Source organism: Halobacillus rhizosphaerae (genome assembly GCF_046719735.1).
GTDB classification, from domain to species: Bacteria; Bacillota; Bacilli; order Bacillales; family Halobacillaceae; genus Halobacillus_B; species Halobacillus_B rhizosphaerae.
The window spans coordinates 147,823-161,018 of record NZ_JAUTWQ010000008.1; the positions used below are offsets into that span (position 1 = coordinate 147,823).

General features: G+C 38.2%; 21 protein-coding genes. 11 read left to right on the forward strand and 10 right to left on the reverse strand.

Annotation, left to right across the window (positions count from 1 at the left end; all coding sequences use genetic code 11):
• Positions 1 to 72: 72 nt before the first annotated feature.
• Positions 73 to 333 (forward strand): YczI family protein, encoded by a 261-nt coding sequence (locus tag Q7A53_RS10525; protein WP_411789122.1) that lies wholly within the window; start codon positions 73 to 75, stop codon positions 331 to 333.
• A gap of 119 nt (positions 334 to 452) precedes the next feature.
• Complete coding sequence (locus tag Q7A53_RS10530; protein WP_411789123.1) at positions 453 to 914, forward strand: GNAT family N-acetyltransferase; 462 nt, start codon at positions 453 to 455, stop codon at positions 912 to 914.
• Positions 915 to 957: 43 nt separating this feature from the next.
• Here Q7A53_RS10530 and Q7A53_RS10535 read toward each other — a convergent pair whose 3' ends face one another.
• Entirely contained in the window at positions 958 to 1,155 is a 198-nt protein-coding gene (locus tag Q7A53_RS10535; RefSeq protein WP_411789124.1) for a hypothetical protein, read from the reverse strand.
• A 225-nt stretch (positions 1,156 to 1,380) separates the two neighbouring features.
• Between Q7A53_RS10535 and Q7A53_RS10540 the strand changes: the two genes are divergently transcribed.
• Genes Q7A53_RS10540 through Q7A53_RS10550 form a run of 3 tightly spaced genes read left to right on the forward strand, consistent with a single transcriptional unit; the run spans position 1,381 to position 3,067 of the window.
• Positions 1,381 to 1,623: a hypothetical protein gene (locus Q7A53_RS10540; RefSeq protein ID WP_411789125.1), complete on the forward strand. Its 243-nt coding sequence runs from the start codon at positions 1,381 to 1,383 to the stop codon at positions 1,621 to 1,623.
• Positions 1,624 to 1,643: 20 nt separating this feature from the next.
• Positions 1,644 to 2,651: a DUF2268 domain-containing putative Zn-dependent protease gene (locus Q7A53_RS10545; RefSeq protein ID WP_411789126.1), complete on the forward strand. Its 1,008-nt coding sequence runs from the start codon at positions 1,644 to 1,646 to the stop codon at positions 2,649 to 2,651.
• Positions 2,652 to 2,689: 38 nt separating this feature from the next.
• The gene (locus Q7A53_RS10550; protein WP_411789127.1) at positions 2,690 to 3,067 is read left to right on the forward strand and encodes a hotdog family protein; all 378 of its coding nucleotides are present in this window, start codon (positions 2,690 to 2,692) and stop codon (positions 3,065 to 3,067) included.
• A gap of 109 nt (positions 3,068 to 3,176) precedes the next feature.
• On the opposite strand, the gene Q7A53_RS10555 is transcribed toward Q7A53_RS10550, so the two are convergent.
• Together Q7A53_RS10555 and Q7A53_RS10560 are read right to left on the reverse strand one after the other, a co-directional pair.
• Positions 3,177 to 3,617 carry an SgcJ/EcaC family oxidoreductase gene (locus Q7A53_RS10555; RefSeq protein WP_411789128.1) on the reverse strand — a complete coding sequence of 147 codons (441 nt, stop codon included), beginning with the start codon at positions 3,615 to 3,617 and terminating at the stop codon, positions 3,177 to 3,179.
• Positions 3,618 to 3,620: 3 nt separating this feature from the next.
• Positions 3,621 to 4,184 carry a PadR family transcriptional regulator gene (locus Q7A53_RS10560; RefSeq protein WP_411789129.1) on the reverse strand — a complete coding sequence of 188 codons (564 nt, stop codon included), beginning with the start codon at positions 4,182 to 4,184 and terminating at the stop codon, positions 3,621 to 3,623.
• Positions 4,185 to 4,379: 195 nt separating this feature from the next.
• Here Q7A53_RS10560 and Q7A53_RS10565 point away from each other — a divergent pair, with 195 nt between their 5' ends.
• The 3 genes from Q7A53_RS10565 (at position 4,380) to Q7A53_RS10575 (ending at position 5,685) form a co-directional block, all read left to right on the forward strand.
• The gene (locus tag Q7A53_RS10565) at positions 4,380 to 4,520 is read left to right on the forward strand and encodes a hypothetical protein (RefSeq protein ID WP_411789130.1); all 141 of its coding nucleotides are present in this window, start codon (positions 4,380 to 4,382) and stop codon (positions 4,518 to 4,520) included.
• Between the two features lie 21 nt (positions 4,521 to 4,541).
• On the forward strand, positions 4,542 to 5,024 hold the full coding sequence (locus Q7A53_RS10570; RefSeq protein WP_411789131.1) for a hypothetical protein: 483 nt from the start codon (positions 4,542 to 4,544) through the stop codon (positions 5,022 to 5,024).
• 94 nt (positions 5,025 to 5,118) lie between these two features.
• Positions 5,119 to 5,685 (forward strand): hypothetical protein, encoded by a 567-nt coding sequence (locus Q7A53_RS10575; protein ID WP_411789132.1) that lies wholly within the window; start codon positions 5,119 to 5,121, stop codon positions 5,683 to 5,685.
• Between the two features lie 196 nt (positions 5,686 to 5,881).
• On the opposite strand, the gene Q7A53_RS10580 is transcribed toward Q7A53_RS10575, so the two are convergent.
• The 5 genes from Q7A53_RS10580 to Q7A53_RS10600 form a co-directional block, all read right to left on the reverse strand.
• Positions 5,882 to 6,274 (reverse strand): hypothetical protein, encoded by a 393-nt coding sequence (locus tag Q7A53_RS10580; RefSeq protein ID WP_411789133.1) that lies wholly within the window; start codon positions 6,272 to 6,274, stop codon positions 5,882 to 5,884.
• A 343-nt stretch (positions 6,275 to 6,617) separates the two neighbouring features.
• A complete protein-coding gene (locus Q7A53_RS10585) occupies positions 6,618 to 6,905 on the reverse strand; it encodes a hypothetical protein (protein WP_411789134.1) in 288 nt (95 codons plus the stop codon).
• A gap of 1 nt (position 6,906) precedes the next feature.
• On the reverse strand, positions 6,907 to 7,122 hold the full coding sequence (locus Q7A53_RS10590) for a helix-turn-helix transcriptional regulator (protein ID WP_411789135.1): 216 nt from the start codon (positions 7,120 to 7,122) through the stop codon (positions 6,907 to 6,909).
• A 153-nt stretch (positions 7,123 to 7,275) separates the two neighbouring features.
• Positions 7,276 to 8,712 (reverse strand): DUF4179 domain-containing protein, encoded by a 1,437-nt coding sequence (locus Q7A53_RS10595; RefSeq protein ID WP_411789136.1) that lies wholly within the window; start codon positions 8,710 to 8,712, stop codon positions 7,276 to 7,278.
• On the reverse strand, positions 8,693 to 9,232 hold the full coding sequence (locus Q7A53_RS10600) for a sigma-70 family RNA polymerase sigma factor (protein ID WP_411789137.1): 540 nt from the start codon (positions 9,230 to 9,232) through the stop codon (positions 8,693 to 8,695). Before Q7A53_RS10600 ends, Q7A53_RS10595 begins: the two co-directional genes overlap by 20 nt.
• Before the next feature lie 295 nt (positions 9,233 to 9,527).
• On the opposite strand from Q7A53_RS10600, the gene Q7A53_RS10605 reads away from it, so the two are divergent.
• The gene (locus Q7A53_RS10605; RefSeq protein ID WP_411789138.1) at positions 9,528 to 10,187 is read left to right on the forward strand and encodes a hypothetical protein; all 660 of its coding nucleotides are present in this window, start codon (positions 9,528 to 9,530) and stop codon (positions 10,185 to 10,187) included.
• A gap of 238 nt (positions 10,188 to 10,425) precedes the next feature.
• On the opposite strand, the gene Q7A53_RS10610 is transcribed toward Q7A53_RS10605, so the two are convergent.
• Together Q7A53_RS10610 and Q7A53_RS10615 are read right to left on the reverse strand one after the other, a co-directional pair.
• On the reverse strand, positions 10,426 to 10,875 hold the full coding sequence (locus Q7A53_RS10610) for a helix-turn-helix domain-containing protein (protein WP_411789139.1): 450 nt from the start codon (positions 10,873 to 10,875) through the stop codon (positions 10,426 to 10,428).
• A gap of 372 nt (positions 10,876 to 11,247) precedes the next feature.
• On the reverse strand, positions 11,248 to 11,835 hold the full coding sequence (locus tag Q7A53_RS10615; RefSeq protein ID WP_411789140.1) for a YdeI/OmpD-associated family protein: 588 nt from the start codon (positions 11,833 to 11,835) through the stop codon (positions 11,248 to 11,250).
• 271 nt (positions 11,836 to 12,106) lie between these two features.
• Here Q7A53_RS10615 and Q7A53_RS10620 point away from each other — a divergent pair, with 271 nt between their 5' ends.
• Together Q7A53_RS10620 and Q7A53_RS10625 are read left to right on the forward strand one after the other, a co-directional pair.
• Positions 12,107 to 12,496 carry a thiol-disulfide oxidoreductase DCC family protein gene (locus Q7A53_RS10620; protein ID WP_411789257.1) on the forward strand — a complete coding sequence of 130 codons (390 nt, stop codon included), beginning with the start codon at positions 12,107 to 12,109 and terminating at the stop codon, positions 12,494 to 12,496.
• A 285-nt stretch (positions 12,497 to 12,781) separates the two neighbouring features.
• Positions 12,782 to 13,165 (forward strand): VOC family protein, encoded by a 384-nt coding sequence (locus Q7A53_RS10625; RefSeq protein WP_411789141.1) that lies wholly within the window; start codon positions 12,782 to 12,784, stop codon positions 13,163 to 13,165.
• Positions 13,166 to 13,196 lie beyond the last annotated feature (31 nt).

Below are 13,196 nucleotides of genomic sequence, written 5' to 3' on the forward strand. Positions count from 1 at the left end.
ATATTTTAATGTAAAATTATACAAGGTGGTCGATGCTGGAGGAATAGTTATTATAAAAGGAGGGGGAGAGAATTGAAGAGAAAAGAGCGAAATCATGTGAAAATCTTACGGTATGTATTTTCAGTACTCACACTTATGCTGGTGGTTTATGAACTTGTTACGGAAATCTTTAGTTTCAGTCATATAATGATGTTGTTTCTTGGTTTAACCATGCTGATGAGAGGATTGGAAGAATTTAAACAAGGGCGTAAGGGATATGGATGGCTATTTGTAGTCGTCTTTCTGCTGTCGTTAAGTGTATCGATCGAAGGGTTTATCTATGTGCTTGTTTAATCACTGTGTTTGCTGGTCTGGTTATATGAAGGACTAAGAATGAGTTACTCGAATACATAGAAAAAAGTGTTTGATCTCAAGGACATCTGAAGGCAATCAAAAAATGAAAGGGGAGACATATGACGTATATATTTGAAGGGATGACTCAGGAACAGGCGGAGTTGATTGCTCGGCAGTGGCACTATGACGGGAAGTATGCTTTTTATGATATGGAAGCAGATGAAGAAGATCTGAAAGAGTTTCTAGATCCAATCGCACGTGGGAACTCAAAGTATACAATTACTCAACATCAAGAGCTGACTGGCTTCATAAGTGTAAATCAAACGGATCCGCAAACGTGTGATATCGGGCTCGGGATGAGACCTGACTTGACTGGAAAAGGGTTAGGGACAGAATTTCTAAAGGAAGGAATGGAGTTTGTTAAGTACGCCTATCAGCCAAAGAAAATAACTTTGTCAGTTGCCACTTTTAATCAACGAGCGATCAAAGTGTATCACAAGCTGGGGTTTGAAGATGGAGAAACGTTTTGGCAGGACACAAATGACAGCAGCTTCGAATTTCTAAAAATGACCTATCAATGATGAATTGGAGCAGGAGCGGGAGTGTTATTGTACACAGCTTTTTTTAAGCATGAGGCTGTTTAGAGTGAGTCAGTTTGTTTGCTCTGGTTACGCTGAAAAGTTGCGGGATCTGAGCCAAGATAATAAATAGAACCGAATAAGTATGATCGTAAATAGCTAAGATAATTGCAGTTAAACCTAATAACAGGGATAGGGAGAAGCCTAATGCTACTTTCAAATCTTTAATAACGGCCCAATTCATCCTCTTCAGCTCCTTTAAAAATATTTCATGAATTGAAAAATATGGATATTTTTAGTTTACCATAAGTGATTGTGAAGTGCATTTGGTTCGCTTGCAGGCTTATTATTCTTGCTGGTTGAAATGAGAGAGACTAATGAATGGGGGAATTCCCAATTTATGTTAAAATGATACAAGGAGGCTTGTTCAAAAGTGGTATGGGGTAGTGATGGGAAAGGAGCGCCATGTATGGCATCAGAAAAGGTATCTTATGTATTCTACTGGTCTATTGTAATTGTAGGGATTCTGTCCTTTGTCATGCCTTTCCTGCATGAGTATGGCATAGTGACCACTTTAATCCTCACCTTTCTCTGCAGTTTATTCAGCTGGGCATTCGCCATGATGATGGGAAAACGCCGTTTAGCTTATATTAGCGTACTCCTGTTAATTAGCCCTTATGTTTTCCTGTTTTCCAAATATTTTATCTCATGATTGTAAAAAGGGGGCAGTACATGAGGAGACGAATCACCTTATGCTTGGTATTTATATTATTTGTTCTCACAAGCTGTCAAAGTACGTCTGATCAAGCTAACAGCAAATCGAAGAATGAAATGACTGATCAATCAGATGAACAATCCTCTTCCCAAGAATCCTATAAACTATCCTATAAAGGACAAACCTTTCATATCATCTACTTAGATCAAGCGGTGCTCGAATTTGCGAATCTTGTGAAGGAAGATTCATCCTTAGATAGAGAGAAGATTTACAATGAAAAGGTGATCCATACCTTTCAAGAGCTTGCCTCTCAAAACGAGGTGAAGATTGGAACTGGATATCTTGACTATTTTTCTTCTCGTACAAATATCGGGAAGCTAAAAGAGAATGCGATTAAAGTAAGCGAGCAGAAAGAGAACATTAATGAAGCAGTGAAAAAAGCCATACATAAGTCAGTCAACCGTCTTTCTGGCGGAGACAAGACACTTTTTATTAAGCCGTTGAATCCTGATGAGTATGACGCCATTTACAAAATGGAAGGAGTGGCAGGAGTGGCATTCTCAGAGGATGCTATTTTGCTGGAAATTGATCCTTCTTATAAAGAAGATATGCTTACGTATACGGTAGCGCACGAATATTTACATACGGTAGAAAGAGAGAAGGGTAACGGAGAAAAATATAGCGTATTAGACTTAATTGTCGGTGAAGGAAAAGCCGATGCGTTTGCCCATATGGTTTATCCAGAGAAACAGGTCCCCTGGGCCAAGCCCCTGTCTGAACCATCCCAAAAGAAAGCTTTTGACCAGCTGCGCTCCTATATCTATTCTTATGATTATCATGTCTATGCTGCGTTTGTAAATGGAAATCCGCAGAAGGGGATCCCGCAATGGGCCAGTTACAAACTAGGGGGCAAGATTACACAAAGTTATCTGGATAAACACCCTGATGAATCTGTAGATGAATGGGTGAAGCATAAGGGAAGGGAATTTCTGCAAGGCAGTGCCTATCGTGACTTGCTCCATTGAAAGCAGTCCTTTCCAACAAACAGAAAGGAGGAGGATTAATGGTTTTGCAAGTTGGAGATACCATTACGTTTGAACGAACATTTACAGTCAGCGACGTGGAATTATTCACCCGTGTTTCTGGTGATGAAGGTTCCCATCATACCTCTCCTGATGAAGAGGGAAGACTTGTCGTTCAAGGGTTACTGACCGCAACGCTGCCGACGAAAGTAGGAGGCGATCATAATGTGTTGGCTCGCAAGATGACTTTTGAGTTTTTACGGCCTGTATTTACCTCGGATACCATTGTATGTGAAGTAACAATGGAAAAATACGAAAAGCAAGATGACAATCGAACCGCAATCGCTGCTTCTTTTAGTTGTGCTAATCAGAACGAAAAGGAAGTAGTGAAAGGAGATTTTTCCGGGGTGATTCTTTAAAAATAGAATTTAGATAAACGCGTGGAATGAGATTTCTAAATCTGATTTCACGCGTTTTTCTATTCCTTTTAACCTCGCCCTTATTTTAAGTTTTATAGCTGAGCCAGGATCACTTGGTTTTGGTTAATAATTTTAGAATAGCGCTGGGCTTCTTAATCCGGCAATTATGGAAAGAAGTAATTTTCCATGAGCCGGACTCTTTACTGAGAACATTAGTATTAATGGAGCTTCTCTTCTCTGAGAAGTTCTTCTGCCATTTCATTTTTGTGTTTCCAATACAATAAGCGATCGCCGTCTCCTCATTTAAAAAACGTATATCCGTAACTTCCCCTTTCATCTTTGAACCTTTTAATATTCCTGTAAACAACTGATCGTGAATGGTTTCTACTTCTCTCTTTCCTTTAATGTGCTGTCCATTAAAGGTTATATAATCAACATGGTCTGTAAACTGATCGGCGAATTTTACGGCATCTCCTTCACTCCAAGCGGTAAACAGCTGTTGGAACACGTCCTTGATTTGTTCAGTATCGGTCGGGTTGCTCACTCTCATGGTTCAGGACTCCTTCTCTATGATTTGATCTTTCACTTCGCAAGCCCAGGTAACTTCGGTATCCCAATGCTCAAGCTCTACATCCATAATTCTTAGAATGGAGGACAAATATGTGCTATCGGTTTCACTTGTACCCTCAGGCATTTCATCAAACTCTGCTTTTTGCTCATGAATGTGTTGGATCGCTTGTGCACAGTAATCGATATAATGGTTCACTAGGTAAAGCTGATCGTCCTCTGCCAATTCACTTAAATAAAGAGCTTTGATATGAAAAATTCTTTGGTAGTGACTTAGCTGTTTAGTCGTGTCCATCATGATTTCGTGAAAGCGTGTTTCCCCCCCTGCGGTTATTTTATAGGTTTTGGAAGCGCGGTCTGAAGGAAAGGGGACCTCTTCTGGGGCCGCTTCCTCAATATAATCCTTCTTAAAAAGCTTGTTGAGCAAGGTAGACAAAGTCCCTCGACTTAGCGACTCCCAGGGGCCAATCGTATCGTTCGCAATTTTATAAATCAGATAGGCGTGCAATGGAAATTTCTTTAATAAAGATAGAACTAGTAATTCATACATCTACTAACCTCCAATCGGTATAGTTTTATTAAAACCGTTTCTTTAAAACTATACCGTTAACAACAGTTTGTCAACTCTATTGTAGTTCCTTCAAATAGGATGACATTACCTTTATGATGGAATAAAGGTAAGTTAGGAAATAGCTGTTTGGTCAAGGAAATTGTTTTTATGGCCATAAGTGAAAGGGGAATATAGATGAAATTATTTCATTATCATTGGTGGACGGATAAAATAGAGGAAATGGAAGAGTTTTATCGTGAGCAAGGTTTTGAAACGGATCTTAGAGTGGGAAGGTTTCAGGGAGAAATGCAGTCCTTTAACCCTCCATTAACTTGAGATGATTTCAGAGATAAACAGGTGACATTTAGAATTATTGAAATGGTCAACGGCCAGACGAATCTCACATTCGGTCATGGAACGCAGGATCGATTTGACCATATTGGTATCTTATTACGCGAAACAGAGTATAAGAGAATAGTGGAGAATGCGGAAGCACTTAACTGGAAAGTGAGCGAGGGGGAACGAAGAACGTTTATTTCTACACCCTGGAGGTTTAGAATCGAATTGCAGATAAGAACGGAGGTCGTTTCTGATCAGAACCATACCCAAATTAAGGCAATGGAAATGGATCTGCCTTTTCAGGAAAATCCTGAATCTATAGCCCGTCTTTTGGGGCTTACTATTGTAGAGCAGGACGAAGAAAAAGTAGAGATGGGAAACAAGGATTGGAAACTGGTCTTTTGCAACAAGAATAATTCTTGCTTGTCCTCGGTTTATTTTACAAAATGTAATATTCATGCCATAGACCCCGTGGGGACGAAGTTAGTGGGGGAAGGTTAAATAAACTTTGATTAGATGCAGAGGTGGTTAGGGTTGTAACCCATACATAACTAGAGATCATAATACGAATTGTTATTGTGAGGTGTAAGCTTGTATGAAAAAGTTTCTATCAGTTGTTTTTTTACTCCTTTTGATAACCGGTTGTACGTCGAATGGAAAATTAGACACTGCAAAATTGAAAGTAGATCAAGAGCATGTCCAAACGTTTTATTTACCGGTAGATAAACAAACGGCAGCTGAAGCGGTGCCTTTTGAAATAGAGTATCCTTCTCAATTTCCATTTAAGTCTGGAGAGACGAAAGTGAACATTACGGATTGGAACCATTCGAAAGGAAAAGTAGTCGTCTCTACCCATTTTCCTTCCGTTGAAAAAGAGCAGAAATGGCAGGAAGGATCCTTCACTCAACCAGCGATTCCTGAAGTTATGTACACCGTTGCAAACTTTGATAGGTACTACAGTAAGTATGAGAAGCAGAGCGAGTTCAAGAAAGTAACGATGAAAGATGGGGACACCGCGTTGTTTAAGAGGCACGATGAAGTGAATGGGGCAAGTCTGCACTGGTTTAAGGATGGGAAGGAGTACAATTTGGATCTATTGTATGAGAGCGAAGATGCAGAAAAGTTGAAAGCGGAGTTACTTAAAATGGCGGGCTCTATATAGGTGTTCAATGTCTGACTCGGTGGATAAAAGGTATGGAAAGGGTGTTTGAAAAATCCTAGAGTTAACTATGGGACAACGGAGTCTTTTAAAAGGTATATGTTTACTTCTCAAGTTGAAAGAAGGGTATATTGCACGAAATGAAAAAATTTAGTCTCTGCCGAAACCGATAACTCAGAATCGCTGGCGCAACTTATTATCAGTCTTTTTCTAACTGAAGCGACTCTTCTTGGTCTGCCCACTGAACCTTAAGGTCTATGACATCCCCGTCATTTACTTCAGATTTAATATTATTTATATTACTTTTGAAAGACTTACTTGAGGGGCCATCACTAAAGCCGAAGGTGTATTCTTGATTAAATCCACCCATTTCAATTGAATAGGAGAGCTCTTTTATAGTTGAAATGTCTTCAAACTCTCCGTCGTAGGTAAGGAGAAGTTGATATTTTCCATGGTCCTTCGCAGACACGTCCACTTTACCTTCCCAGTGTTCACTGTCTCCTGAATATGTATATCTCGGTGCCGATGAGCATCCGACTAACAAAATGATAAATAATATGCCGAGAATCCCTTTTCTCCATTTTTGTTTCAAATCATTTCCCCCTCCATTATACTCAGTTCTCTAGTTCTAATTATTTCAAAAGTCTGACGATTACTCAACCTTTTAGAAATAAAAGGAAGAAGGGAAACTAGTCAATGCCCCCAACCAAACAAGGTGAAGCGGGTTACCTTGAAAGACCCCTCCGAAACACACTCCGCTTTCGCGGGCGGCTGGTGTGGCTCCTTGTGCAAACACTGCAGGGCCACACCTATGCTTTCCTCCCGCAGAAGTCTCCTTGTTTATCCTAATCTAGAAGTATTGGTAGTTATCACTAGATCAGTAGAAATGCTAAGAGAAATGTATTCAACTTATGGCGGTGATCGATATAAGAATTTTAAATAATTTTCTTGAATCTAAATATAAGGGCAGAATTTACGATCATAACAACGGAAAGAAGTAGGAGCAGCCCTTCTTGAAAAGATACCTTTGTTAAACCTAAAGTGATATCAAAGATAAGCAAAATGGCTCCACCTAAAAGGAATAAGCCCAAAGTTGATTGACTCGCTTTCCCCATGATTATTTGTCCTCTTTCGTCTTTTCCTTCTGAGTTCATGAAAGTAGCCCAATGGAAAATGCTGAACGCAAATGGGATGAAAAATAGAATGCATAGAATTTTTAACATCTTATTCCTCCTTGTAAGTAAAAATGTCTTCAATGGATTTGCCAAATACGTTTGAGATCTTAAAAGCAAGAATTAATGAAGGATTATATTTATTTGCTTCTAATGATGCAATTGTTTGTCGGCTTACATCTACCTTAGAAGCCAGCTCACTTTGAGACCACCGTTTTTCAGCGCGTAATAAGTAAATGAAATTTGAAAATTGACCCTTATTTTTCATAATTTTCCTCCTGGGAATAATGTAACATTTTTTTAACAATATGCAAATTATTTTTTACATATTTTGAAAAATAAGCAAATGATTTCTCCTCACAAAGAAAAAGATTATCTTCAGCCTTTATGGGGGCGAAGATAACCTTTTAATACGAATAGATTAATTTTCATTATTTAATTCAATTTTGATTGGGTTCATTTTGATAGGTTCATCGTTCGAGCTAAATATACCGAATGGAACCATTAAGGAGTAGTCCTTTAATTCAAAGTCTTGTCTGTCTTTGATATTAAAGCGTGATTGAAAATGCATCTTTTCTTTATCAATCATTGACCCTTGCCTCCCATAGATTAGGGAATCTTCTTTTAAAGCTTCATATTGATCCTGACCATCTCCTTCTTCAATTACATCTTCGCTTCTAATTAATTTGATCTGATTGGCAAAATTCATAAGCAGACCATTATTGTATTTTTCTGGATCAACATGATGAATGTAATAATCCACAACCAATTGATTATTTTTTTCGTAGGTCTTATTTACATCTATCCTATAATTAAATCTTTCACTCTTTACTTGAAATGGACTAGATTTCAATGGCTCAATCGTATCGAATTCTTCTTTCCTAATTTCAGGAAATATTTTTAAGTAGTTTGTTCCTTTCTTAATTTCGCCGCTGAAAAGTGATTTCTTATGGGTTACTAGAGCCCCATTTTTATGCTGTTCGGACAGAAGGTTTCCGCTTAAATAGGATCCTACTCTGTTCCCCTGGTCATCCACTATATGAAAGGTAAGTTCGTCTTCCATTCCAATTAATGGTTTTTTCGTAATATAGTCAATTTCTGATGTTGCTTTCCCTTTATGGATCGCGTTAATGGTGAGAGAATATTTTCTATCTGGAGTAGTAGAAGACGGGGCATTCACTTGAACATTTTCATTGGAAATTTGATGTATTGGAATATCAAATTTCCAAGTGCCTTTTTTACCTAATATCGAAGTAAATGTAAGCGGCAGAGAAAAGCCATCCTTTAGTTTTAATTTAGGCTGATAAAATTCCATACTACCTATGAAAATATTGTCCATTTTTTTTAATCCACTGGAACCACCCGCTAACTGATTTTGTTCACTGCCGTCATATAAATAATAACCAAATCCACTCACAGGGCGTTGACCTTTATCCATATCTTTAATATTCAGACCATCTCCATCGGCTTTAAAGGTGACTCCAAGCACATTGCCATCATAGTAAGCGCTCGTAATCGTAACGTCTACTCCATTATCAGACGCTTTTTTATCAAGTTCTGTAACTAACTGATCTTTAAAGAGCTCTACTCCAATAGGGGAAACAGTCTCTTCATAGATTAAGTTTAATAATGGAATCTTAGCTAGAACCTGTGTGACGGGTGAAAAAAATAAACCAGAAGCAAGAACTACAGCAGCTGCACTTGATGAAAGCAGGCCAGTTAGCTTTAATTTGGATTTCTTTTTGTTTTGTCTTTTTTCGTTTCTCCCTAACTTCATACCCTCCTCTATGGCATTTTCGATTTCTGCTTTTGGGACTTTAATGTCTTTTAACTGTTGGTCAAACCATTCTTTTTCCATAAACATCGTCCCCTCCCAACAATTGTTTTAATTCTCTCTTCGCCCGATGCAGTAGTGTTTTTACAGTGTTCTCCGGCTTCCCCATAGCTTCAGAAATTCTGCGAATAGGAAGATCATGATAGTAGAATAGAATAATGACCGTTTGATAATTGTAATTGAGCTTAGAGATCGCGGTGATTAAGTCTAGCTTATGTTCAATATTTCCACTGCTATTGCTTGCAACAGGAAAGGTAGTGAAGTCGTCGGTTAATACTATTTTCTTTTTCTTATTGAGTAAGTCATAGCATTTGCGAATTAAAATCGTCGTTAACCAGGAACTGAAATATTCTGGTTTTTTTATTTGATGGATTGTTGTGAATGCTTTATATATGGTTTCTTGAAGAATATCTAAGGCGTCTTCTTTATTTCGGACGTAAAGAAAAGCAGTCTTGTACAACTTATCGCTTTCTTTTCTAATTAATCCTTCAAAGGCATCTTCATCTCCTTTGATCGCCTTTGTTATGGCTTTGATTTCATTCAATTTTAACCCTCCTTACTTATGAGAGCGTTAAGGACTTCAAAAAGTTTCAAATTGTTGTATGGGTAATTAAGTTATTAGTTTGTTTCTATATGTAATATAGATTATTTAAAAGCTGTTTTATGTCTAAGGAAAGATAAGTTTATTCTCGTCGAGCATGCCGTGCTCCACTTTGAAAATGTCGGATATAGAATATACTCTAAAGGAAAGGGATCGTATTTATGACAGTATGTAAGAGCTTTTCATCTGGTTTACTTTTATAGGATCGATAAAATCAAATTTGAGAGGTGGGTAAGGTATGTTCTCATGGCTGACAGAAATCGAGAGGCCTGCTATTAATAAGAATATTCATAGTAACTTGAAGATAGAAAGAATAAGGGAGAAGAAGGATATTTATGAAATTTCGGATATTTTATTATTCATTGCTTCATCAGATATTATATTTGATATCAACTTCCATATAGCCCTGCCTACTCCTACAAAGTTTACGTTAAATATAATCTTAAATGAAATCGCGCCACATTTTAACAAAGTACTATTGATAAAAGAGAAGGATACTATTACAGAAATCAACCTTAAATTTCTAAAAAAACATTCACAAAAACTATTAAATAAAGCACTATTAGAAGAAGCGGCAGACAGCATAATAAATGATATTTACCGAACCAATCACTTGTATAATATTCCCGCGGAGGGATTAAACCTTAGATATTATAAAGTTAATAGTAAATACATCCAACCTGTTACCGTTAAGAACTTTGATAGGGTGATGGAATTCATTGATGGTTCTTTTCTAGCAAGTGGTAAGTCATTTTCCATAAGGACCTCTGGGTGGACCCTAGAGGAAGAGTTAAAGAATTCCATAACGATTAGAGCTTTTTCCTCCATTTCCAAAGAAATTATTTTGGTGGTCAATTCTGCAGACAATACTGTTGTTTTTGTGGATATATATAATTGATCCCACACACGGCTAGAGGCCATCCTATGACTAAGCAGGTCCAGTCTGGTTAGTCAAAAGTTTTTCTTTATAGTATGTCGGTGGGATTTGTAAGGGAAAGAAAGGAATTATACAGTTTCGTTATGTTCCTCGATAAGCGTAGAAACCCTTTCGATATCCGGGGGAAGATTTCCGGAGATCGAAAGGGTTCTAATTTCTAATCAAAGCCATAAGACTACTTAATTCTTTAATAAATGATTTATTCCTCTTTATACTTCTCCTTCACACTTTCAGAACCAATCCACGCCCCAACCATTAAGATCAGCGGACCGAAATTCCAAAAGAACGAACTCCCAAAAGCAAAGTCTACGGCTGTAAATTTATTTAACAGAATAAAGACGATTTTGATGATAAGCATGGCAGCACCAAGCAGGAATAAAGCATCAAACGTAAATTTTAATTTAGGGTGGGCCAGCTGCTTGCTGTCTCTAATTACTTTTTCAGTCAAATCCACATCACTCCTTAATAATTCATCAATCGTTACGCCAAACAGATCGCTGATTTTAATGATGATTTCAATCCCGGGATAGTTCTGACCGTTCTCCCATTTAGATACGGACTGCCGGCTCACATAAAGTTTCTCGGCTAATTCATCTTGAGACCAGTCTTTTTTCTTTCTCTCATTTTTCAATTTCTCACCAAAATACATCGGATCATCACCTCGCTGAGTCTAATATTCATTATGGTTATAACAGAGATGAAAAGTAAAGATACCTCTCGTTGACAGGCCCGTAACCCCAAGTTGCGTTACTGAATTCTTCGTTTATTCCTTCAGAAGTTACCGGTTCGCTCAAAAAAAAGAGCGGCGATCTATGGATAAATAATCGCTGCTCTTCAGTGAAATTATTTGAACGAAATAAACTAAAAGAACAGGGCTTTCACTCCAAGAAATATCCCCACTCCTAATGTGAAACCAGATATTCTAATGATCAACTGTTTCATATACTGCCCCTCCTGAACATGGTTTCATTTTATGTAGCTTGTCTATCACAGTAAGTCTACTTAAGTCATAAGAGATCCGTTAATCATTCAATCCTTTCCCATTTAGAATGGGCTGCACATATTTTTCAATTCTTGAAACCCGGGTTTTTGATTGTTTAGCTTTAGAAAAATAAAGAGAGTAGGCTCGTTGCCGTCCTGGCGTCAGCTCTTCAAAAGCAGTTTTTAGTTCAGGCATTTCATTGAATTTGTCTTGAAGCTCTTCAGGAATCTCGATTTCTTTCTTCATTTCTACTTCCAAACCAGCTTTTTCTACTTCAATGGCTTCATCGACATAGTCTTTTATGATGTTTTCCATATCATTAATTTGCTGAAGATTGGTAAATCGTATCTGCCGTGCGGCCTGAACATTCTCTGTCTGCTGAATCAGAATGCCGTGGGGATCTTTTAACAGTACTCCTTTGTGAAATAGAAGTGCACAGTATTCTTTAAATCCATGCATTAATACGACATTTTTATTCTGAACGGTGTAACAAGGCTTGCCCCACTTAAATTCTTCCGTCACATCACAATCCATAATAATGTCTCGCAGCTTCTTAAATTCTTGCTGCCAGTTCTTCGGTTTACTTAAGAATTGATCCACTTTCGGGTTCATTCTGCTATCGGTCATAGTAGTGACCCCCCTTTTCATTTATCCATACGTGTATGTCCTGTGGGAACTTACTTTATTGCGCTACTATAAGTGTACCATTTTACAGTATTTATAGAGGGGGAAGATTCTATTCATATGGAACTGCCTTCGTCTTGCCTGAAGACGTGTAGAGGGGGAATAGAGAGGACGGCTAGAGTTCATATTGCCTAGTAAATGGGTTACAATGGTAGTAGAAAAATTCTCTAACCATGCAAAGAAGGAACTTAAATCCCAGAATGGGGCGATGAAAATGGAAAGAATTATTTTATTCGATGGCGATTGCAACTTCTGCGATCAAAGTGTGCAATTTATTATCAAACGAGATCCAGAAGGACAGTTTAAATTCGCTTCGCTGCAAAGTGATAGAGGACAGGAGTTATTAAAGAAGCACAATGCCCCAGAAGACATCGATAGTTTTGTTCTCATCGAAGGTCAGCAATGTTATTTCAAATCATCTGCAGCCCTGAGGGTGTGCAGGCATTTGAAAGGATGGTGGAAGCTGACTTATGCTCTCTTACTTGTTCCGCGGCCGATTAGAGATCTCGTCTATGAGATTATTGCCAGGAACCGGTATAAGTGGTTCGGGACGAAGGAAAGCTGCATGTTACCTTCCCAGGAGGAAAGACGCCGTTTCCTATAACTACGGAATCATATGGATAAGCACTACTTTACAAAACGGAGGGGATTGGATTACACATCGGTGGAAGAGCTTTCTGTTTGGGATGTTGGGAGTAGCTGCAGGGATCCAGATTGTGAGTCTATTTAAAACGGGGGATATAAATAGACAAGCCATGGGTTCTTTAATGGTAGTGACTTTCCTGTTTATTCTCTTTAAATTAGGACTCCAGTTGTATAAAAAATAGCTCATTTTGATAGGGGAGTAGTTTTTTGTAATGAAACCCAACTGCTTAAGGAGGCAAAAGCTATGAAAGTTATCGTTACCAGTTTATTTGTGGAAGATCAGGACAAGGCTCTGCAGTTTTATACAGAGAAGCTCAATTTTGTGAAAAAGCAGGACGTACCGATCGGAGAATATAGATGGATCACACTCGTTTCTCCTGAGGAGGAAAATGGAACCGAAGTATTGCTGGAGCCAAATAACCACCATGCTGCGAAAGAGTTTCAACAAAAGATTTTTAAAGAAGGCATTCCGTCAACGATGTTTGGCGTAGAGGATGTGCACAAAGAATTCGAACGATTAAGCGAACTCGGTGTTGAGTTTACCATGGAACCGACCGAAATGGGCGAGGTAACCATGGCAATCTTTGATGATACGTGCGGCAACTTAATTCAAATCGTACAGCAGTAACTTCACAGAGTTAATTATAGGAGGGAATCGG

Excerpts from the sequence above, each read along its gene's own strand:
- Q7A53_RS10530 (WP_411789123.1), top strand. The coding sequence starts at position 453 with ATGACGTATATATTTGAAGGGATGACTCAGGAACAGGCGGAGTTGATT.
- Q7A53_RS10535 (WP_411789124.1), bottom strand. The coding sequence starts at position 1,155 with ATGAATTGGGCCGTTATTAAAGATTTGAAAGTAGCATTAGGCTTCTCC.
- Q7A53_RS10540 (WP_411789125.1), top strand. The coding sequence starts at position 1,381 with ATGGCATCAGAAAAGGTATCTTATGTATTCTACTGGTCTATTGTAATT.
- Q7A53_RS10545 (WP_411789126.1), top strand. The coding sequence starts at position 1,644 with ATGAGGAGACGAATCACCTTATGCTTGGTATTTATATTATTTGTTCTC.
- Q7A53_RS10550 (WP_411789127.1), top strand. The coding sequence starts at position 2,690 with ATGGTTTTGCAAGTTGGAGATACCATTACGTTTGAACGAACATTTACA.
- Q7A53_RS10555 (WP_411789128.1), bottom strand. The coding sequence starts at position 3,617 with ATGAGAGTGAGCAACCCGACCGATACTGAACAAATCAAGGACGTGTTC.
- Q7A53_RS10560 (WP_411789129.1), bottom strand. The coding sequence starts at position 4,184 with ATGTATGAATTACTAGTTCTATCTTTATTAAAGAAATTTCCATTGCAC.
- Q7A53_RS10565 (WP_411789130.1), top strand. The coding sequence starts at position 4,380 with ATGAAATTATTTCATTATCATTGGTGGACGGATAAAATAGAGGAAATG.
- Q7A53_RS10575 (WP_411789132.1), top strand. The coding sequence starts at position 5,119 with ATGAAAAAGTTTCTATCAGTTGTTTTTTTACTCCTTTTGATAACCGGT.
- Q7A53_RS10585 (WP_411789134.1), bottom strand. The coding sequence starts at position 6,905 with ATGTTAAAAATTCTATGCATTCTATTTTTCATCCCATTTGCGTTCAGC.
- Q7A53_RS10590 (WP_411789135.1), bottom strand. The coding sequence starts at position 7,122 with ATGAAAAATAAGGGTCAATTTTCAAATTTCATTTACTTATTACGCGCT.
- Q7A53_RS10595 (WP_411789136.1), bottom strand. The coding sequence starts at position 8,712 with ATGGAAAAAGAATGGTTTGACCAACAGTTAAAAGACATTAAAGTCCCA.
- Q7A53_RS10605 (WP_411789138.1), top strand. The coding sequence starts at position 9,528 with ATGTTCTCATGGCTGACAGAAATCGAGAGGCCTGCTATTAATAAGAAT.
- Q7A53_RS10610 (WP_411789139.1), bottom strand. The coding sequence starts at position 10,875 with ATGTATTTTGGTGAGAAATTGAAAAATGAGAGAAAGAAAAAAGACTGG.
- Q7A53_RS10615 (WP_411789140.1), bottom strand. The coding sequence starts at position 11,835 with ATGACCGATAGCAGAATGAACCCGAAAGTGGATCAATTCTTAAGTAAA.
- Q7A53_RS10620 (WP_411789257.1), top strand. The coding sequence starts at position 12,107 with ATGGAAAGAATTATTTTATTCGATGGCGATTGCAACTTCTGCGATCAA.
- Q7A53_RS10625 (WP_411789141.1), top strand. The coding sequence starts at position 12,782 with ATGAAAGTTATCGTTACCAGTTTATTTGTGGAAGATCAGGACAAGGCT.